Origin of the sequence: Luteolibacter rhizosphaerae (genome assembly GCF_025950095.1) — a bacterium.
GTDB lineage: Bacteria > Verrucomicrobiota > Verrucomicrobiia > Verrucomicrobiales > Akkermansiaceae > Haloferula > Haloferula rhizosphaerae.
Map to the genome: position 1 here is coordinate 122,378 of NZ_JAPDDR010000013.1, position 20,229 is coordinate 142,606.

17 protein-coding genes are annotated in these 20,229 nt (G+C 63.6%); 5 read left to right on the forward strand and 12 right to left on the reverse strand.

All coding sequences use genetic code 11. From position 1 onward, the window contains the following. Positions 1-11: 11 nt before the first annotated feature. The 6 genes from OJ996_RS21825 to metE all read right to left on the reverse strand — a co-directional run bounded on the left by OJ996_RS21825 (position 12) and on the right by metE (position 7,520). Positions 12-1,421 carry an efflux transporter outer membrane subunit gene (locus OJ996_RS21825; RefSeq protein WP_264515815.1) on the reverse strand — a complete coding sequence of 470 codons (1,410 nt, stop codon included), beginning with the start codon at positions 1,419-1,421 and terminating at the stop codon, positions 12-14. Between the two features lie 310 nt (positions 1,422-1,731). Next, on the reverse strand, positions 1,732-2,445 hold the full coding sequence (locus OJ996_RS21830; protein WP_264515816.1) for a tellurite resistance TerB family protein: 714 nt from the start codon (positions 2,443-2,445) through the stop codon (positions 1,732-1,734). A 75-nt stretch (positions 2,446-2,520) separates the two neighbouring features. Beyond that, the gene (locus OJ996_RS21835) at positions 2,521-2,694 is read right to left on the reverse strand and encodes a hypothetical protein (protein ID WP_264515817.1); all 174 of its coding nucleotides are present in this window, start codon (positions 2,692-2,694) and stop codon (positions 2,521-2,523) included. Positions 2,695-2,750: 56 nt separating this feature from the next. Next, the gene (gene glyA / locus OJ996_RS21840) at positions 2,751-3,995 is read right to left on the reverse strand and encodes a serine hydroxymethyltransferase (protein WP_264515818.1); all 1,245 of its coding nucleotides are present in this window, start codon (positions 3,993-3,995) and stop codon (positions 2,751-2,753) included. Between the two features lie 23 nt (positions 3,996-4,018). Continuing rightward, positions 4,019-4,906, reverse strand: a complete 888-nt coding sequence (metF, locus tag OJ996_RS21845) for a methylenetetrahydrofolate reductase [NAD(P)H] (protein WP_264515819.1) — start codon at positions 4,904-4,906, stop codon at positions 4,019-4,021. 262 nt (positions 4,907-5,168) lie between these two features. Further along, a complete protein-coding gene (gene metE / locus OJ996_RS21850) occupies positions 5,169-7,520 on the reverse strand; it encodes a 5-methyltetrahydropteroyltriglutamate--homocysteine S-methyltransferase (protein WP_264515820.1) in 2,352 nt (783 codons plus the stop codon). A gap of 52 nt (positions 7,521-7,572) precedes the next feature. Here metE and OJ996_RS21855 point away from each other — a divergent pair, with 52 nt between their 5' ends. Beyond that, positions 7,573-8,526: a LysR family transcriptional regulator gene (locus OJ996_RS21855; RefSeq protein WP_264515821.1), complete on the forward strand. Its 954-nt coding sequence runs from the start codon at positions 7,573-7,575 to the stop codon at positions 8,524-8,526. Between the two features lie 74 nt (positions 8,527-8,600). Here the strand turns inward: OJ996_RS21855 and OJ996_RS21860 are convergent, their stop codons facing one another. Next, positions 8,601-9,311, reverse strand: a complete 711-nt coding sequence (locus tag OJ996_RS21860) for a TetR/AcrR family transcriptional regulator (RefSeq protein WP_264515822.1) — start codon at positions 9,309-9,311, stop codon at positions 8,601-8,603. Positions 9,312-9,470: 159 nt separating this feature from the next. Here OJ996_RS21860 and OJ996_RS21865 point away from each other — a divergent pair, with 159 nt between their 5' ends. The 4 genes from OJ996_RS21865 (at position 9,471) to OJ996_RS21880 (ending at position 14,460) form a co-directional block, all read left to right on the forward strand. Continuing rightward, positions 9,471-10,769 carry an NAD(P)/FAD-dependent oxidoreductase gene (locus OJ996_RS21865; protein WP_264515823.1) on the forward strand — a complete coding sequence of 433 codons (1,299 nt, stop codon included), beginning with the start codon at positions 9,471-9,473 and terminating at the stop codon, positions 10,767-10,769. Positions 10,770-10,949: 180 nt separating this feature from the next. Beyond that, positions 10,950-11,510: an NAD(P)H-dependent oxidoreductase gene (locus OJ996_RS21870; RefSeq protein WP_264515824.1), complete on the forward strand. Its 561-nt coding sequence runs from the start codon at positions 10,950-10,952 to the stop codon at positions 11,508-11,510. Between the two features lie 299 nt (positions 11,511-11,809). Then, on the forward strand, positions 11,810-13,189 hold the full coding sequence (locus OJ996_RS21875) for an AAA family ATPase (RefSeq protein WP_264515825.1): 1,380 nt from the start codon (positions 11,810-11,812) through the stop codon (positions 13,187-13,189). Then, the gene (locus OJ996_RS21880; protein WP_264515826.1) at positions 13,186-14,460 is read left to right on the forward strand and encodes a tetratricopeptide repeat protein; all 1,275 of its coding nucleotides are present in this window, start codon (positions 13,186-13,188) and stop codon (positions 14,458-14,460) included. The genes OJ996_RS21875 and OJ996_RS21880 overlap by 4 nt, the downstream gene beginning before the upstream one ends. A gap of 292 nt (positions 14,461-14,752) precedes the next feature. Here the strand turns inward: OJ996_RS21880 and OJ996_RS26465 are convergent, their stop codons facing one another. The 5 genes from OJ996_RS26465 to OJ996_RS21900 all read right to left on the reverse strand — a co-directional run bounded on the left by OJ996_RS26465 (position 14,753) and on the right by OJ996_RS21900 (position 20,171). Continuing rightward, on the reverse strand, positions 14,753-15,082 hold the full coding sequence (locus tag OJ996_RS26465; RefSeq protein WP_345783803.1) for a transposase: 330 nt from the start codon (positions 15,080-15,082) through the stop codon (positions 14,753-14,755). Positions 15,083-15,373: 291 nt separating this feature from the next. Continuing rightward, entirely contained in the window at positions 15,374-15,733 is a 360-nt protein-coding gene (rbfA, locus tag OJ996_RS21885) for a 30S ribosome-binding factor RbfA (RefSeq protein WP_264515827.1), read from the reverse strand. A gap of 134 nt (positions 15,734-15,867) precedes the next feature. Further along, positions 15,868-18,036 (reverse strand): translation initiation factor IF-2, encoded by a 2,169-nt coding sequence (gene infB / locus OJ996_RS21890; RefSeq protein ID WP_264515828.1) that lies wholly within the window; start codon positions 18,034-18,036, stop codon positions 15,868-15,870. 74 nt (positions 18,037-18,110) lie between these two features. Next, positions 18,111-19,376, reverse strand: a complete 1,266-nt coding sequence (gene nusA, locus OJ996_RS21895) for a transcription termination factor NusA (protein WP_264515830.1) — start codon at positions 19,374-19,376, stop codon at positions 18,111-18,113. Between the two features lie 144 nt (positions 19,377-19,520). Further along, the gene (locus tag OJ996_RS21900) at positions 19,521-20,171 is read right to left on the reverse strand and encodes a 3-keto-alpha-glucoside-1,2-lyase-like domain-containing protein (RefSeq protein WP_264515831.1); all 651 of its coding nucleotides are present in this window, start codon (positions 20,169-20,171) and stop codon (positions 19,521-19,523) included. Positions 20,172-20,229: the final 58 nt, after the last annotated feature.

Below are 20,229 nucleotides of genomic sequence, written 5' to 3' on the forward strand. Positions count from 1 at the left end.
CGGAGGAGAAATCAGGGACCGCGCAGCACGACGTCGCCGCCGAGCGCGAGGTGAAGGTTGACGCGGTTATCGAGCAGCAGCCGGCGCACCCTCACGAGCGCGGCCGCGGCCTCGATCTGGCGGTTCTGGGCTTCGAGATAGGTCAGCACGCCACCGGTGCCGTTGCGGAATTCCTCGTTCGAGCGCAGCGCGGCATCGTCTGCGAATTCCACTGTGCGCTGCAGCTCCTGCTCCTGGCGGCGGAGATAGGTCTCGGCGACCAGCGCTTGCTCGACCTCGCCGAAGGCATCGAGCGTGACCCGTTGGAGGTTCGCGATCGCTTCCTGCTCCTTGGCATCCGCCTGTTCGATGCCGGCGCGCAGGCGACCGCCTTGGAAGATCGGTTGCGAGAGGCTGCCACCCAGTGCCCAGACACCGTTCGAGCTGCTCAGGATCTTCTCCAGTTGGTCGGTGGTGGTGCCCAGGCTGCCGGTCAGGCTGATGCTAGGGTAGAGGGCCTTGACCGATTCATCCTTGCGGCGGCCGGCGGAAGCGAGACGACGCTCCGCTTCTAACAAATCCGGGCGGCGTAGTAGCAGCTCCGATGGCAGGCCGGACGGGGGAGGGGCGGGGAGTTTCGGCAGCTTGGCCGCGGCGGCCACGTCGCCGGAGGGATAGCGGCCTAACAGAAGCTCCAATTGCCGCAGGGTCCGCTCGCGTTCGCCGCGGCGGCGTTCCAGATCCGAGCGGCTCGTGGCGAGTTCGGTTTCGCTCAGCCGCACCTGTGCGGCCGATCCTCCGTCTTCCGCGATCGCACGCTCGAAGCGCTCGCGCACCAGTGTGGAGGATTCCTCGCGGGACTTCACCGCCTTCTCGGCCAGGGTGATCTGTTCGTTGCTCTCCGCCACCGCCAGCCATGCCTTCGCCACCTGGGCGGCCAGCGAGCTGCGCAGCGCGCGGTCCGCCTGGGCTTGGGCCTCGGCATCGGCGATCGCGGCTTCCGTGCCGGCCTTCGCCTTGCCCCAGAGATCGACTTCCCACGCGGCCTGAAGCGAGACGCCGAAGCTATTGTTGGTGGAGCCGCCGCTGGCTCCGGGCAGGCCGATGAAGTTCTGCTTCTGCCGCGAGGCATTCAGTCCGGCACCGAGTGTGGGCAGGCGGTCGGCTCCGGCGATCTTCGCCACCGCGGCGGCTTGTTCCACGCGGGCGGCGGAGGCGCGCAGGCTGGGATTCGAGCGCTGGGCTTCCGCGACGAGACGCTCGAGCTGCGAGCCGCCGATCTTGCTCACCCAGTGGTGATCGATCCCGGCGCGGGCTTGTTTGGTGGCGGACCAACTGCCGGGAATATCTCCGGCTTCGCCGCTGCGTGAAGCTGGCGACTGGAGCGCACAGGCTCCTAACAATGCCGCCAACAATGGGGCGCTCGCGCGGGAGAGCTTCATATCAACTAAAGGCGGGCATGCGGATACTCCCGCCGCGCGCGCCGCGCAATAGTCTCGTGATAAAACTCAACAAAAGATGGGGCCCGCTGTTTGAAACTTGCTCCCTGAAGATCGCGCTTAACCCCATCGCAGTGTCTTCATCCGCCCGCGGCATGCCGGGGGTTTCAGTTTTATCGGATGCTGCCGTGGATAGAGACGCCTTGGAACATCGCTAGCAGACCACCTGTCCGACAAGAAACGTCGTAAGGATAAGTCGGGGATAACAATAGCCGAAGGGTGATCGAAGTGGCGCAGCGCAAGCGCCGCTTCCTCAGGCCTTCTCCAGGGTCTCGTGCACCGTGGCGACGAGTTGCTCGTCGAGATCGAGGGCCTTCGACAAGCGGCGCAGGAAGAGATGCTCGGAGGGAGTGTCCACCTCGATGGAAGTCAGGGCCGCACCGTAGATCTCGCTAGCCTCCTCCGGGCCATTCGCGAGTCCGGCGATTTCTTCCACCGTGGGCGGCTTGTTGAGGGCACTCGTCAGGCGCGCCTTCTCGGCGGCTTCCACCGGGGCGTTGTCGATCGCATCCGCCAGCGCGCTCATCTCGACGCTATCGATCGTGCCATCCGCGGCGGCCGCGGCGATCATCGCGAGCACCATCTTCATCGGAAGCTCGCCCGTGACCCTTACCTGAAAGCTCGCCCCGGCGAGATCGGGCGGGAGCGGCGGTGGAATCAAGTTGGCGGCCGGTGCTGCAGCAGGCAGCACCTGGACTTGTGCCGGTGCGGAATCCTGCTTGCTCTGCTGCCACTTCTGATAGGCGTAGTAACCCACGCCCGCGATCGCGGCCATGCCGCCCACCTTCACGGCGTTCTTCTGGATCTTCTTCCGCGCCTTGCCGTTCATCAGCATGGAGACCAGTGCTCCCGATGCCGCACCCCCCAAGGCTCCCTGTGCGCCTGAGGATCCCAGTAGCCCGCCCAGCAGGGACTTGGGATCGCTCTTTGAATTGCTCAGGCTGGAGAAAAGGGAATCGAGTGACATGATAGAATAGGATCGCGCGGAATCCCGTGATCCTAGCACGTCGCATCCCGGCAAACCGGGTGGAAAAAATCCCCCTTATTCCACCAGCTTCATCTCCTTCCCGCAGCCGCACTTGCCCGGCTTGTCGGACTCGCGCACGCACTTGCAGTCTGCCGCACAGCTGCAGACGTAGCGCTTCTTCGTCGCGGTTTCAGTCGAGGCGCAGGAGCTGAAAAGAAGAACGGGCAGGAGGATCAGAAGGATTTTCATCTCCCTGATTCCTACCTGCCCGCATTCGATATCGCAAGCTCTCGGCGTTTGTCCGCTTACAGGTCGGAGCCTGGCAGCGGGAAGGCCTTGTTGAAGGCGAAGACCTCGCTGCGGATCGCTTCGAGCGCGGCCTGGTCATCCTTCACCTCCAGCACGCGGTGGATGAAGTCGGCCACGCGTTCCACGTCGGACTCCTTCATGCCGCGGGTGGTCACGGCCGGGGTGCCGATGCGGATGCCGCTCGGCTTCATCGGGCTGCCGGTGTCGAAGGGGATGCCGTTCTTGTTCACGGTGATGCCCGCTTCATCCAGCGCATGGGAAGCGTCCGCACCGTTCAGACCCTTCGGCCGCAGGTCGACGAGCAGCAGGTGATTGTCCGTGCCGCCGGAGACGATGCGGTAGCCGTGCGAGGCGAGGCGCGCGGCCAGTGCCTGCGCGTTCTTCACCACCTGCTCGGCATAGCCGCGGAATTCCGGTTGCAGCGCCTCGCCGAAACAGACCGCCTTGGCCGCGATCACATGCATCAGCGGGCCGCCTTGGATCCCCGGGAAGACTTGGGCGTCGATCTTCTTGGCGAACTCCTGCTTGCACAGGATCACGCCGCCGCGCGGTCCGCGCAGGGACTTGTGGGTGGTGGTCGTCACGAAGTCCGCGTGCGGCACCGGGTTCGGGTGCACCCCGGCGGCGACGAGGCCGGCGATGTGGGCCATGTCCACGAAGAGATAGGCACCCACTTCCTTGGCGATCTTCGCCAGGCGCTCGAAATCGATCTCGCGCGGGTAGGCGGAGGCACCGGCGGTGATCAGCTTCGGCTTCAGCTCGCGGGCGGTGGCTTCCAGTTCGTCGTAGTCGATCCGCTCGTCATCCTTGCTCACGCCATAGTGGGTCACCTCGTAGAAGCGGCCGGAGAAGTTCGCCTTGTGGCCGTGGGTCAGGTGCCCGCCGTGGGCCAGGTCCATGGTGAAGATCTTGTCGCCCGGCTGCAGCACCGCGAAGTACACCGCGGTATTCGCCTGCGATCCGGAGTGCGGCTGTACGTTCGCGTGCTCCGCGCCGAAGAGTTGCTTCACGCGGTCGATCGCGAGTTGCTCGATCACATCCACGTGTTCGCAGCCACCGTACCAGCGGCGGCCGGGATAGCCCTCGGCATACTTGTTCGTGAGGTGGGAGCCCTGTGCCTTCATCACCGCGGCCGAGGTGAAGTTCTCGGAGGCGATCAGCTCGATGTTGTTGCGCTGGCGGGTCTCTTCATCGCGGATCGCGGCGAAGACTTCGGTGTCTTGGTAGGTCGTGGCGGACATGGCGGGAATGGAATGGATGAGGGTCAGGCGGGGCTGCGGAGGCCGAGTTGGTTGAAGATCTCCACCGTGGCGGAGGATTGGTTGAGCGTGTAGAGGTGGATGCCCTTCACCTCGTGGTCCAGCAGGTCGGCGCACTGCGTGGTGGCGTAGTGGATCCCGATCCGGCGCACCGCGGCATCGTCACCATTGGCTCGGGACAGGGCGCGCAGGAGTTTTGCCGGGAAACGCGCCCCGGCGGCAAGCTCCGCCATGCGGTCCAGCCCGCCAAGGCTCGTCACCGGCATGATCCCGGCGAGGATCGGCACCGCGATACCCGAGAGCTCGCAGCGGTCGCGGAAGTCGTAGAAGTCCCCGTTTTCAAAGAAAAGCTGGGTGCAAATATAGTCGGCCCCGGCATCGATTTTCGCCTTGAGGTGGTCCATTTCCCGCATCCGGTTGGGCATGCCCGGGTGCCCTTCCGGGAAGCCCGCCACGCCGATCCCGAAAGAATGGCCGTGCCGCTCCGAGAAGCGGCGGATGAAGGCGACCAGATCCCTCGCGTACGGGAAATCTCCCGCGGGAATGCTGCCGCCGTTTTTCGGGGGATCGCCGCGCAGCGCGAGGATGTTCGAAACGCCGGCCTCGGCATAGCTCTCCAAGAGTTCGGTGATTTCGCCCTCGCTGTGGCCCACGCAGGTGAGGTGGGGGATGGTGTTCACCTTGGTCTCGCGCAGAAGACGCAGGACCAGCCCGTGTGTAGCCTCACGCGTGCCGCCGCCTGCCCCGTAGGTCACGCTCACGAAGGCCGGGGAGCATTGCTGTAGCTCCGTGATGGTGCGGAACAGGGTCTCCGCCGCCTGCGCGGACTTCGGCGGGAAGTACTCGAAGGAGAACTTCGGTTCGCTGCCTGAGAGTAGATCGCGGATGTGCATGTAAATTGGCTTAATGGGGATCCGGGAGCGGTCGCCGTGGACTGTGATCCGGATCCTGCCCGGCCCTGCCGACCGGAAAATGAGCGGGGCGGATGCCGGTCCTGTCGAGTGTGGCGCGCGGCATGCGATCCTGCGGGCAGAAGGAGTTTCGTGCCCGCATCGTCGGGAGGCGTTTGCCGGTGGTCTTCATCGGGATTTCCGGTTCGTGGGAAAGGTGACGGGGCGGGACAAGCGGACTCATCCCGCCCCTTGGAATCGTAAATCAGACGGCGGCCAAAGCGGCGGCCCGCAGCTTGCGTGCGGCCTCCACCATGTTGATCAGCGCGGGTCTCACTTCTTCCCAGCCGCGGGTCTTCAGCCCGCAGTCGGGATTCACCCACAGATTCCCCGCCGGGATCACCGCCCCGGCCTTCTTGATCAGGCTCTCCATTTGCTCCACGCTCGGGATCCGCGGCGAGTGGATGTCATAGACTCCGGGCCCGATCTCGTTCGGATACTTGAACTCCACGAAGGCATCCAGCAGCTCCATGTTCGAGCGCGAGGTCTCAATCGTGATCACGTCCGCATCCATCCCGGCAATTGCGCCGATGATGTCGTTGAACTCCGAGTAGCACATGTGCGTGTGGATCTGCGTTTCGTCCTTCACTCCATTCGCCGTGATGCGGAAGGACTCGACGGCCCAGTCCAGGTATTCCTGCCACTGGGACTTCCGCAGTGGCAGACCTTCGCGCAGCGCCGCCTCGTCGATTTGGATCACGCGCACCCCGGCCTTTTCCAAGTCGAGCACCTCGTCCCGGATCGCCAGTGCGAGCTGCTTGCAGGAGACGGAGCGCGGTTGGTCATCGCGTACGAAGGACCAGTTCAAGATCGTGACAGGGCCGGTGAGCATGCCCTTCATCGGATTCTTCGTCACGGATTGCGCGAAGCTCGTCCACCCGACGGTCATCGGTTTCGGGCGGGTGATATCGCCGAAGAGGATCGGCGGCTTCACGCAGCGCGAGCCATACGACTGCACCCAGCCGAACTGGCTGAAGACGTAGCCTTCGAGCTGCTCGCCGAAGTACTCCACCATGTCGTTGCGCTCGAACTCGCCGTGCACCGGCATGTCGATCCCGATCTCGTCCTGCCATTCGATGCACTTGCGGGTCTCCTCCTTGAGGAAGGCATCGTATTCTGCATCGCTCAGCGCGCTCTTCTTCCACTTCGCCCGTGCGGCACGGACCTCCGCAGTCTGCGGGAAGGAGCCGATGGTAGTGGTGGGGAAGAGCGGCAGGCCCAGCTTCTCGCGCTGCACTTCCTGGCGAACCGCGAAGACCGAGTCTCGCTTGCCGTCAGCAGCAGTGATTGCCGCCACCCGGGCCTTCACCGCGGGATTGTGAATGCGCCTGCTCTCGCGGCGGCGCTTCTGGCTGGCGCGGTTCGCTTCCAGCGCGGCGCTGTCGCCGGATCCGGAGAGCAGCCCGGCCAGCGTGACGATCTCGACCAGCTTCTCGTCCGCGAAGGCGAGCCAATCCTTGATCTCCGCATCCAGCTTCTTCTCGCTCGCCAGGCTGACCGGCGAGTGGAGCAGGGAAGAGGAGGCGGAAACCCACAGCCGCGCCGCACCCAGCTTCGCCTTCGCCTGTTCCAGGATCGCGAGCGAGGCGTCGTAGTTGTTCTTCCAGATGTTCCGGCCGTCGATGACGCCCAGCGAGAGAATCTTGTCGGCCGGGAACGCATTCAGCAGGGCGTCCACCTCCGCTTCACCGCGCACCGCATCGTAGTGCAGGGCCGCGACCGGCAGGCCGAGGAAGAGCGCGAGGTTGTCGCGGAGCTCGCCGAAGTAGGTGGCCACGAGCAGCTTCGCGGAGCCTGCGGCCTTCGCGAGGCGCGCATAGCTCTCGATGAAGCATTCCTTCTGGCGCTCGCTCAGATCGAGCGCGAACACCGGCTCGTCGATCTGGATCCACTCCGCTCCTTCCGCAGCCAGCTTAGCGATCACTTCCTCATACACCGGCAGCAAGCGGTCCAGCAGTTCGAAGCGATCGAAGTCCGGATTCGCGGAATCCTGCACCTTGCCCAGCGTGAGGTAGGTCACCGGACCGACTAGCACCGGCTTCGCATTCAGGCCGAGCGCTTGGGCCTCCTTGAACTCGTCGAAGATCTTGGTGGTGGAGAGCTTGAACTGCGTGTCCGCTTTGAACTCCGGCACGATGTAATGGTAGTTCGTGTCGAACCACTTCGTCATCTCGCTGGCGAATCCGGCGCTGCCGCTGCCGCAACTGCCGCCGCAGCATTCGGAGCCGGCGGCCTTGCTATCCCGGGCGCCGCGGGCGATCGCGAAGAGCGTTTGCAGGCTCACGCTGCCGCCATCCCAGCCGAAGCGGGCGGGGACGTTCCCGAAGAGGCAGATGGCATCCAGCACCTGATCGTAGAAAGAGAAGTCGTTGCAGGGCACGAGGTCGATCCCCGCAGCCTGCTGCTTCTTCCAGTGGTGCTTGCGCAGCTCCTTGCCCACCGACTCGAGTGCCGGGGCCGGGATCTCGCCCTTCCAATAGAGCTCGGTGGCCTTCTTCAGTTCGCGCTGCTCCCCGATGCGGGGGTAGCCCAGAATGTGCGTGCGGATCTTTGACATGCTTCCACCAGCGTGCCGGAATCCCCGGTCATGCAGGTAGCTCATTGTTTTTATGCTGGTCATTCGTTTGGTGAATGATCAGGACCGGCCCATGCTCGAGCTGCGTCACCTTCGTTCCGTCGTCGCCATCGCGGAGACGGGTAGTATCTCCAAGGCGGGCAAGCGCCTGAATCTCTCCCAGCCGGCCCTCTCGCACCAGATGAAGGCCATCGAGGATTATCTCGGCGTCGAGCTCTTCCACCGGAAGAGCAATCCGCTGCGCCTGAGCCCCGCAGGCGACCGCCTGCTCACCACCGCCTACGAGGTGGAGAAGATGGTGATGCAGTGCGAGCGGGACGTGGCGCGCATCACCGATGGCAGCGCCGGTCAGCTCCGTATCGCGGTGGAATGCCACTCTTGCTTCGACTGGCTGATGCCGAGCATGGATGCCTTCCGCGAAGGCTGGCCGGAGGTGGAGATGGATCTGGTCTCGGGCTTCCAGCCGGACCCAGTGGGCCTGCTGGCGGATGACGCGGCGGACCTCGTGATCGTCTCGCAGGCACGGCCGCGCACGGGCGTGACCTATCATCCGCTCTTCCGCTACGAGGTGCTGGCCCTGCTGGCGCAGAAGCATCCCTACACGCAGAAGGAATATCTCACGGCGAAGGATTTCGCGAAGGAGACGCTGGTGACCTATCCGATCCCGGACGACCGGATCGATGTCATCCGCGAAGTACTACAACCGGCGAAGATCGAGCCGCCACGTCGCAAGACCGAACTCACGGTGGCCATTCTCCAGCTCGTCGCCAGCCATCGCGCCATCGCCGCTATGCCCGGCTGGGCGGTGCAGCCCTATCTGGAGAAGAACTACGTGGCCTCCCGCCCGATCCGGAAGTCCGGCCTCTTCGCGAATCTCTACGCCGCCACCACCACCGGGAAGGCCTCGGCCGTCTACATGCTGGAGTTCCTCGATACCATGCGCCGCATCAGCTTCTCCACGCTGAAGGGCATCGAGCCGGTGAGGTAATGCTCTCACACGAAAAAGCCATCCGGCCCTGTTCGGGCGGGATGGCTGTGGAAAGTCGTCTGCAGGAAGATTCCTCAGAAAGGGAACTCCACCTGCGGGCCCTTCGGCTTGTCCTCGCCACCGGCTTCAATCTCCTCCGCGCCTTGTCGCATGCCGGCGGCGGAGAAGCGGATGAAGCGGGACAGGGTCTGCTCGGTGGTCGGGTTGCCGGCTTCGCCACCGGACATCCGCTGCACCTTGTCGGAGTGAGCCATGGTGTGGATCATCGCTCCGGACATGAGGTGCATGCGCCACCAGATCTCATCCGCGGGCATGCCCGGCAGGGATCGCGCGAAGGCCTTTTGGAAGCGCGTGGCCATGGTGATGAAGAGGCTCTCCACCAGCGGCGGCAGCTCGCAGCCCTGCTGGCCGAACATGCGGCCCATCAGCTTGAAGAACAATTTCTCGGACAGCTCCGAGCGGCGCACCTGCGTGGTGAAGGGGCGGATGAATGCCTCCAGGATTTCCTCGATCGCCAGCGGCTTACCCGCCGAGCGGCGCTCGAGCGCATCGAGACGTGCGAGCCGCTCCTCCGTGACCGGATTGATGTAGCGGGCCATCACCACGGCGACGAGGCCTTCACGGCTTCCGAAGTGGTAGTTCACCGCGGCCACATTGGCCCCGGCCTTGTTCGTGATGTCCCGGACGGACACCCGGTCGAATCCTTCATCCGCGAACAGCATTTCTGCGGCTTCAATCAGCCGCTGCTTGGTCGCCACTTTCGAGTCTCCAGCTACCGCGCTCATGAGTGCAACCTTGATTCAAGCACCCCACCTGTCAAACGAACGATTTAACCCGGGATGAGGGGGATTACGCAAGTCGCTGCGGAAGCGTGAATTGCGAGCTTGTGAAAATTTTCACAAGCTCGGTTTGTATTATTTAAACGATCTGCAATGGTAAATGGCATGGCTAGCCGGGTTCTCATCATTGGCGGAGGATTTGCAGGTTTGGAATGCGCCCGCACCCTGGCGGGTGACGAACGGTTCGAGGTGACCTTGGTGGATCGCACCAATCACCACCTCTTCCAGCCGCTGCTCTACCAAGTGGCCACCGCCTCCCTCGCGGCACCGGATATCGCCCGCTCGATCCGCCAGATCCTGGAGGATGCCAAGAACGTGACGGTGCTGATGGACGAGATCGTGGCGATCGACACCGCCGCGAATTTCGCGACGGGCGCTTCGGCCACGCGCTATGATTTCGACTACATGCTGCTGGCCGCTGGAGCCCGCACCTCGTTCTTCGGGAAGACGGAGTGGGCGGAGCACACGCTCTCGCTGAAATCGCTGGCAGACGCCCAAGGCGTGCGCCGCACCGTGCTCTCGAATCTGGAGCGCGCGGAACTCACCACCGATCAGTCCGAGCGTCGCCGGCTGATGACGGTGGCGATCGTCGGCGGCGGCCCCACCGGGGTGGAGTTGGCCGGTGCCTTCTCGGATCTGGTGCACCGCTCGCTGCGTACGAATTTCCGCCGCATCGATACCTCGAAGCTGCGCATCATCCTGATCGAGGGCTCGGCGCGGATTCTCGAAGCCTTCGATGAAGACCAGAGCGAATACACCCGCCAGCGCCTGAAGACGCTGGGTGTGGAAGTCTGGACCGGCATGCGCGTGGACGATGTGAAGAAGCACATGCTCCACTTCACCGATGGCAGCTCGCTGGAGAGCGAGGCGATCATCTGGGCCGCGGGTGTGGAGGCGCAGCCGCTCACCGCCATGCTCGGCGTGCCGCTGGCGGATCGCGCGGGCCGTGTAACGCCGAATGGTGATCTCTCGCTGCCGGGCCTCCCTCATGTCTTCGTCGCTGGGGATCTGGTGCGGATGAAGGATGCGAACGATGTCGCGGTGCCGGGACTCGCTCCCGCCGCCACGCAGATGGGCCGGCATGTCGCGAAGCTCCTGAAGGAAGAGAAGCGCCTCGAGAGCGGTCGCTTCGCCGCGCAGAAGCTCGAGCTGCGGGCCCAGTTCCGCTATCTCGACAAGGGCTTCATGGCGATCATCGGGAAGAACCACGCGGTGGTGAAGGCCGGGAAGATCAAGATGCAAGGTCTGCTCGCGTGGTTCGCCTGGCTCTTCATCCATATCGCCTTCCTCATCGGTTTCCGGAACCGTTTGTCGGTGCTGTTAGGCTGGGCCTTCGCCTACATCCGCGACAACCCGGAAGCACGCATCATCGTGAACCCGCCCGGCACGAAGCCACAGTGGTGAGGATGCTGCGTCTCTGCGGGATACTCACTCTTTAGAGTGGGGGCTGAAGTCGTTCGTCTCATCTTCGCCCGATTTGTATTTCGCGGGGTCCATCGGTGGAGCCTAATAAATCGGGGGCGACGGGAAATCTACCCATAAGGGAGAGTTGTCGAGGGAGGCCGGAGGTCCTACCCGCTTGTCATGGCCACGCCCCGAATTCAAATCCTTCTCTCACATCCCAACTACTCCAACTCTCGCGCCAACCGAGCATTGGTTGAGATGGCATCCCGATTGGATGGAGTTGAGGTAACGCACTTGGAAGACCTGTATCCGGATGGTGGAATCGATTGTGATGCCGAGGTCGCTCGATTGGTTCTTGCCGATCTTTTGGTCCTGCAATTTCCGATGCAATGGTACTCCACGCCTCCCGCGCTGAAAGCATGGCAGGATCGCGTCCTTACACGCATGTTCTATATCAATCCCGACACGGAAGGGGCGAAGCTTGCGGGCCGTCCGCTCATGGTAGCAGCGACGCTGGGTAACCGATCGTCCGCCTACACGGCGGAGGGAGTGAACTTGTTTTCGGCAGCGGATCTACTCAAGCCTCTTCAATCCACTGCAAATCGCTGCGGCCTATCCTGGCAGGAACCATTTCTAGTTTATGAGGCCCGTCATGCAACGGATGAGGCTCTGGCGTCAGCAGCCAGAAGCTATCTCGATCGGCTGATTTCAACGTCGCTATCGTCCGCAATTCCCGCCTAGAGGGCTTGCCGAAGTGTGCTGCAAGGCCTTTTCGGTCGATGGAGCTGTCTTGCGTAATATCTTCAGAGAACGTGCCTCTAGCGGCATTTTCCTGAGATTTAGGGGTGTCCCGGATCTTCGGCTACTTCATACGATTGCTTCTCAAGGAATCGGCGATCCCAAAATCGGCGATCCCAAATCGAAGCCATCCTTGCTTGACACGTAGGTGAACGAATTACACCGGCGGTCGAACGCTTTTGGGAGCTGAACTCCTGCCGCTCCGCGCTTGCTTCCCCCCCGATCTCGGCTTTTCTCCGCTTATGGACTTGGAAGCCCTGAAGATCGCGCTCGCCGCATCTCCCGACAATATCCCGCTGCTGATGATGGTGGGGAAGCTGCATGAAGACCGCTTCGAGCTGGCGGATGCACGCTCCTGCTTCGATCGCGTGGTGGTGCTTCAGCCGGATCACGGCGAGGCGCTGGTCGGGATCGCCCGCCTGCTCGACATGGCCGGGGAAAGCTCGGAGGCCGCGGTGCGTCTGGAATCGCTCTGCGCCCGCCAGCCGAAGCTCGCTTCCGCATGGATGCTGCGTGCGCGCATCGCCTTCGATGAAGGGGACGCGATGGCCGCCCGCTCCTACTACGACACCGCGGTGGATCTCGATCGCGCCCAAGCGGACGATGAATTCCTGCAATCGATCCTCAAGGCCGGCGGCAACAAGCGCGTGGCGATGACTTCCTCCGGCACTTTCCACGAGGAAGAAGACGAGGACGATGGCAACCCCTTTGACGGCATGGATGCCGTGACCGCCCGCGATCTCGATCTGGAATTCCGCGTCCGCGCCGACCTCAAGTTCGAGGACATCGGCGGCATGGAGAAGGTGAAGGATGACATCCGGATGAAGATCATCCATCCGCTGAAGAATCCCGAACTCTTCGCCGCCTATGGCAAGAAGCCCGGCGGCGGCGTGCTGCTCTACGGCCCGCCCGGCTGCGGCAAGACCCTGATGGCGCGTGCGACGGCAGGGGAGATCAATGCCTCCTTCTTCTCCGTGGGCCTGCACCAGGTGCTGGACATGTACATCGGCGAGTCCGAGCAGAAGCTGCACAAGATCTTCGAACTGGCGCGCAAGTCCGCACCCGCCGTGCTCTTCTTCGATGAGACGGATGCGCTCGCTGCCGATCGCCGGGACATGCGGCAATCCGCCGGTCGCAATCTCATCAATCAATTCCTCAGCGAACTCGACGGCGCTCAAGCGGCGAATGACGGCCTGCTGATCCTGGGCGCGACGAATGCTCCTTGGCATCTCGACGGCGCCTTCCTGCGTCCCGGCCGTTTCGATCGCATCATCTTCGTGCCGCCGCCGGATGTCGGTGCCCGCGAAGAGATCGCGAAGATCCATGCAAAGGGCAAGCCGCTGGTGGACTTCGATCCCGCGGACATCGCGAAGCGCACCGATGGCTTCTCCGGCGCGGACCTGCGCGCGGTCTTCGACCAAGCCACCGAGCTGGCGCTCACGGAAGCCATGAAGAAGGGCAGCGTGGTACCCGTCAGCGGCAAGATGCTGGCAAAGGCGAGCAAGGAGGTGAAGCCCTCCACACGCAAATGGTTCGAGAGTGCGAAGAACCACGCGCTCTATGCGAATCAGAGCGGCTTCTACGATGATGTGCTGGTCTACCTCGGACTGAAGAAAGCATGAGCTCGCCCTTTGCCCGCGCCCAGATGCTCCGCCAGCACCGCCGCCACGAGGAAGCGGTGGCGATGCTGCACGCGCATCTCGCCCATCATCCGGATGATGCTTCCGCCCACATCGAGCTGGCGCTGAACCGCATCGAGATGCAGGGCTCGAAGGCCATGGCGCTGGAGGACGCTCGCAAGGCCACCGGTCTCTCGCCGAACGATCCATTCCCGCTCGCCCTGCAGGCGAACATCCTTTGCCAGCTCGATCGCGAGAAGGAAGCGCTGATCATGGCTGAGGCCGCCATCGCCATGGATCCGGAGGACGTCTACTCGTGGAATGCGAAGACGCTCGCGCTCTGCGGCCTGAGCCGCTGGAAGGAGGCGGAGGAATCCGCACGCCAAGCGCTGGAGCTCGATCCCGATGACGAGAGTGCCTCGAACCTGATGGCGCACGTCTTCCGCCTGCAGAACAAGCTGGATGAATCCCAACAGGAATCGCGGCGTCGTCTCGCCCGGGATCCGGACAATGCCTTCTCCTTCGCGAATTCCGGCTGGGCCGCCTTGCAGCGCGGCCAGGTGCAGGAGGCCGAACAGATGTTCAAGGAAGCGCTGCGGCTGCAGCCGGACCTGAAGTTCGCGAAGGACGGGCTGAAGGAATCCTACCGCGCCCGCTCCGCCTTCTATCGTCTCTTCCTGCGCTGGGCCTTCTTCATGCAGCGCTTCAGCGACAAGTACCAGATGCTGATCGTCATCGGCGTGGTCTTCGGCTTCCGCATCGTGCGGGGCATCGCCGCGGCGGTTCATCCGCTGCTCGCGCTGGTGGTGATGTTCGTCTACTACATGTTCCTCTTCGGGACCTGGCTCTCCTCGGGGATCGCGAATTTCCTGATCCTGAAGGATCCCGTAGCCCGTCTTTCCTTGGACCGCTCGGAGAAGGTGGAGGGCGTGGCGATCGGCATCCTGTTCTTCGGTGGTCTGCTCACGCTGGCAGGTGGGGCGATCACCGAGTTCCTGCCGGTGGCCGTGGCCGGTGGCACCATGATGGTCGCCGCGATCCCCGCCTCGATGGTATTCACCAATGAATCGGTGAAGGGCCGCTTCGTCTTCGGCTCCTGCATGGCCGCGGTGCTGGTGCTCGGCGGCGTCGTGACCGCTGACATGGCCGCGAATCCCAGTCTCGATCTGGGGGAGGGGAAATCCGGCCCCGCCTTCAGCCTCGTGCTGGTCATCGCGATGATCACCACCTGGCTCGGCATGGTGCCCTCCCTGCGCAGGGCCAATCCGGAGTAGGAACTACGACAAGTATCGTAGATAGGAGCCCGTCATCGTGGCGGAAGGGCTCTCGTCCTTCCGGCTGGGGACATCCGCGGGCAAGAACCCCATGTCGATCATAAGGGAGAAGCCGAGTCGCCCGAAGCACTGGAGGGCTTTCGCCGCCATGGCAGAACATGCCTCGAGATGCGAAGACGGCTTTCCCCGCCCCGGAGGGGCATCGGAACTTAGCCGGTCGGCAAGCGAAGCGCAGCCACCGGTGGGGTGTTCGAGTGCTTGGCGTCCCGGAGGGCCGCCGGAACTGTCGTTTCTACCAGAGATGTTCCGGATTGTAGGGAACAGCGCATTTCTCCAAGAGCCACGCGAATCGCTTCTGACCGATCTCCTCATGCACCCATCGGGAAGAGGCGACCTTGATGTCACGCAGGACCGCCGCCAATGCGTGGGTTGCCCGGAGGCCTAATAAGAGATGCACGTGATCCGCCACACCTCCTACTGCAATCGGTACCACATCGATGGAGCGGGCGGCGCCGCCCAAGAATGAGTGAAAGCGGTCTCTCCATTTTGCATCGATCCATGGTTCACGGTCCTTCGTGCTGAAGACCACATAATAAGTCAGTGCAAGGTGGGTGGAGCGTATGGGTGAGGTCTAACAGATTGATGGCTGCGCGGTCATCTTGAAGCAGGGCTTTTGATGAGGGGCGCATTTCCTGCGGCCCTCCGGGACGCCAATCGTTAGGCGGGCTTGGCCGGTGGCTGCGCTGCGCTTGCCGACCGGCTAAGTTCCGATGCCCCTCCAGGGCGGGGAGCGGGGGGTGTAGCGGAAGCACTTCGTGGTTCCGGCGGGGCGGATGAGCCCGGAGATGGCATGGAGTTCTCGTTCGATGACTCCCCCAGCCGGAATGACGAAGTCATTCCGCTGCGATAGACCTCACTCCGGATCCGAATCCTTCGCCGTCGGCAGCTTCGCCACTTCGTCCAGCAGGTTCACGATCTCCACCCCGCGCTCGGCGGAGCCATCGTGGCGGAAACTCAGCACCGGCATGGACTTCAGCACCACCCGCTTGGAGATCTTCTTCTGGATGCTGCCGTGGTCGTGGTTGAGCTTGTCCAGCACGTTGTCCACGCGGCCGCCCAGCACGCTGATCCACACCTTTGCCTCCTTGATGTCCTGCGTGGTCTCCACCGCGCTCACCGTCACCAGCGCACCGTGCCACTCGTAATCCTTCTGGATCACGGTGCCGATCTCGCGCTTGAGAAGCTCGTTAACTCGATCGATTCGATGGCTCATGGGAGACAGAAGAGCAGAAGACTCAAGACGCAAGACCTGAAGACACAAGAGTGGAAAACAACCGGTGAGGCGACCGTCGACCGGAAGCTTCAGGTCTTGTGTCCTGAGTCTTCCAGTCTTCCGTCTCTGCCTTTTTACAGCGTCTGCGGGATCTTCTCGAGCGTGTAGCACTCGATGATATCGCCTTCCTGGTATTCGTTGAATTCCCCGAGGCGGATACCGCACTCCATGCCCGACTTGACCTCTTCCACTTCGTCCTGGAAGCGGCGGAGCGTGGACATCTTGCCGTCGAAGACCGGCACCCCGCCGCGGAGGACGCGGGCGTGGGCCTTGCGGTGGATCTTGCCATCCTTGACGAAGGAACCGGCGGCGCGGCCCTTGGACTTGGAGAGCTTGAAGATCATGCGCACCTCGGCGTGGCCGATGATGTTCTCGCGGGTGAGCGGCTCGAGCATGCCGAGCATCGCCTCGCGCACCTGGTCGATCAGTTCGTAGACGATCGAGTAGAGCTTCACCTGCACACCCTCGGACTTCACCGCCTTCACGGCGTTGGCTTCCACCTTGGTGTTGAAGCCCAGCACCACGGCATCCGCGGAGCTGGCCATCTGCACGTCGCCTTCCGTGATCGGACCGGCACCGCCGATGATGACCTGGGCGGTGACCTTGTCGGATTGGATGTCGCCGATCGCCTTCTTGATCGCTTCGACCGAACCCTGCACGTCGCACTTCAGCACGAGCTTCAGCACGGCCTTGCCGGTGCCTTCGATCACGTTCGAGAAGAGATCCTCCATGCGGCTCTTCTGCGTCATCTTCAGGCGCGAGTTGCGCAGGTCGAGCTGGCGTTCGTCGGCGAGCTTCTGGGCGGCGCGGACATTGTCCATCTCCACCAGTTCGTCACCCACGTTCGGCATTTCGTCGAAGCCGATGACTTCCACCGGAGTGCCGGGCTTGGCTTCCTTGATCTGTTCGCCGCGGTCGTTGATGAGCGACTTCACCTTGCCCGCGAAGGGGCCGCAGATGAAAGGCGTGCCCACCTTGAGCGTGCCGGTCTCGACGATCACCGAAGCGGTGGCGCCGCGGCCGGGCTGCACCCGGGCCTCGATGATGGCGGCCCGGGCATTGCCCTTCGGGTTCGCCTTCAGTTCGAGCACCTCGGCCTGCAGGGCCAGAAGTTCCAGCAGGTCCGGGATGCCGGCACCGGTCAGGGCGGAGATCTCCACGAACTCGACGTCGCCGCCGAAGTCCACGGTCTGCAGGCCCTTCTCCGCGAGCTGCGTCTTCACGCGCATCGAGTTGGCGGTCGGCAGGTCGATCTTGTTGATCGCCACGATGATCGTCTTCTTCGCCTTCTTGGCGTGTTCGATCGCCTCCAGCGTCTGCGGCATGATGCCGTCATTCGCGGCGACCACGAGCACCACGATGTCCGTGATGTCCGCGCCGCGGGCACGCATGTCCGAGAAGATCGCGTGGCCCGGGGTATCGATGAAAGTGATCGGCTTGCCCTCGTGCTCCACCTTGTAGGCGGCCACGTGCTGGGTGATGCCACCGGCCTCGCCGGCCGTGATCTTGGTCTTGCGGATGTAGTCGAGCAGGGAGGTCTTCCCGTGGTCGACGTGACCCATGATCGTGATGATCGGCGGGCGCAGCTGGAGCAGGTCCTCCGGCTCGTCGAGCGGAGCTTCCGGTTCCACCACCACTTCCTCCACCTTGTGCACGCCACCGCCCTTTTCGCGCTTCTCGCGCTCGAAGGTGAAGCCGTGCATCTCACAGACCTTCACCGCCACTTCCGGCTCGATGGCCTGATGCGGGGCGACGAAAACCTGCAGCTTGATCAGGTCGGCCAGCAGGCGGAAGGGCTTCAGTCCCATGCGCGTGGCCAGCTCGCTGACGATGATCGGCGGCTTGATGCTGATGACGTTGCCGCTGTCTTCCGCGGCGGCCTCGCTGGCAGCCGGCACCTCGACCGGAGCCGGGGTGGGGGAGACGGACTCGGCCGGCGGCGGCGGGGTCGCGGGGACCTCGGCCTTCGGCTCCTCGTCTTCCAGGATCTTGGAGATCGTGGGCAGCACGGCCTTGCCGGACTGCTCGGTCTTGCGCACGCCGGACTTCTTCTTCTTGCCCTCATCGCTGAAGAGGTCGAGAGCGCCGTCCTTCTTCTTCTGCAACTCGCTCGGCGGGGGCGGTGCGGACTCCGCGGCTTGGGCCGCCCGTTGCCGGTCACGGCGCGAGGCGGACTTCGGTTGCTCGATCAGGTCGAGAACCTTGCGTTTCGGCGGAGTACTGTCGCTGCTGTCTTTAGCCATCAGGCGGATATAATGCGGTCGTTGCGGAGCAGACGGTTTGGATCAGCTCCGGGGAGGTAAAGATGGATGATGTGTCAAGCGGAGGCAGCATTGCCACGCGCCCGAGCGAGGATATCGAGCGCCCGTTCTTCGGACACGCCCAGTTCCTCCATGATGTATTCGGCGTCCATGTCGGCCACCATGTCGGTGCTGGTGCCGCCGGCGCGGAAAAGCTTGTCGGCCAGCTCGTCTTCCAAGCCGAGAAGCTCGCCCACCGAGTGCGCGGCACCGGCGATCTTCTTCTCGAATTGCTCGAGCTTGCTCTCGTCCTTGCGGACCTGCACGTCCCAGCCCATCAGGCGGGAGGACAGGCGGGCGTTCTGGCCGCGGCGGCCGATCGCCTTGCTCAGGTCTTCTTCCTCCACGGTCACGTGGAGCACGCGGTTCTCCGTATCCACCGTGATGGTGCGCAGCACGGCGGGCTTGAGCGCCTCGCGGACGAATTCCTCCGGATTGTCGCTCCAGCGGATGATGTCGACCTTCTCGTTGTTGAGCTCGCGGACGATGTTCTTCACGCGTGCACCGCGCAGGCCCACGCAGGCGCCCACCGGGTCCACCTTGTCGTCGGTGCTCCACACGGCCACCTTGGTGCGGTAGCCGGCTTCACGCGCGATCCCGCGGATCTCCACGGTGCGGTCGGAAATCTCGTTTACCTCGGCTTCGAAGAGACGGCGCACGAAGTTCGGGTGGCTGCGGGAAAGGATGATCTCCGGGCCGCGGCCTTCGTTTTCCACCGCCACCACGTAGGCGCGGATGCGGTCGCCGATGTTGTACTCCTCGGTCTGCACGCGCTCGCGGCTCGGCATCACGCCCTCGAACTTGCCGAGGTCGACGAGCACGTCGCTGCGATCGAAGCGGCGGACGGTGCCGGAGACGATGTCCCCCGCGCGGTCCTTGAACTCCTCGTAAATCATCTCCTTCTCCGCCTGGCGGAGGCGCTGCATCATCGTCTGCTTGGCAGTCTGCACGGCGATGCGGCCGAAGTCCTTCGGAGTCACGTTGAACTCCATCGTCTCGCCCGGCTGCACGGAGGGATTCTTCTTCGAGGCAGTGGAGAGGACCACTTGGTTGAACTTGTCGTTCTGCTCGCCATCCTCGACCACGGTGAGCACCGCGAAGATGCGGGTCTCGCCCTTCTTGGTATTCACATCGGCGCGCAGGGTCTCGATCGCATCGGCCCCCGGAACCATCTTGCGATAGGCTGAAATGAAAGCGTACTCGAGCGCGGCAACGACCTTGTCCCGGTCGATGCCTTTTTCTTTCTCGTAGTAATCGATGAGTGCGACGATGTCGTTGGTCATGGCGGGCAGTGCGGCGCGTAGCGCTCCGTATGTCCAGAGACGCAAAAGAGCGGGTTTTTCGACCCACTCCTTCGTGTCGGAAGATTGATCGGCGGGGGGATACGCCGGAATACCTTGACTTGCAAGCCGAATCTCCCGCCAGCCTCAGTCCTGCAAGGCCCGCCAGCGCAAGCCCTTGAATTCCCCGGTGGTCTGCCAAGTGGCCAGGCCGAAGGGGGCGCAGCAATCGATCGGTCCCGGCCGCAGGCCCAGCGTCTTGCCGCTGGTATCAAGGTCCAGTACCGGCTCCCCATCGATCCAAGTGGCCAGCCGCTCGCCCTCCCGCCGCAGCTTCAGCCGGTACCAGCGCCCTTTCTCGAAGGCCCGGTGCCGGGTGCTCTCGTTCTCCGCGGCATCCTTCCCGTCGATCGAGGAGATTCCCACCAGCGCCCCGCCCCAGCCGCCGACCACCCAAGTCAGGGATTCCCCGGATGCCCGGGCCGGGAAGGTCAGGCCGGAAAAGAAGTCGCTGCCATCGATTCGCCGCGCCTCCCACTCCACCTCGAAGGGTAGGGTCACCGGCGCCCCCTTCCAGCGGATCGCGCTCAGGCTCTCGCCCCACTGGATCCGCAGAATCCCCGGTTCCGGCTGGCTGAGCTCCCCGCCCATCACGTGTTCCCAATGATCTTCCAGCGGCTGCGACGCCGGCTCCGCCTCCGGAGCAGGGGAGGGGCCCGCGATCGCCACCGGCTTCTCCCGGCAGGAGCCCCCGCATCCCGCGGCCAATGCCACACCCATCCACTCGCGCCGCTTCATGGCCGGAGCTTAGGATGCTCACTGCAGCTCATGCAGACAAAATCGTCCACCCAGGGAT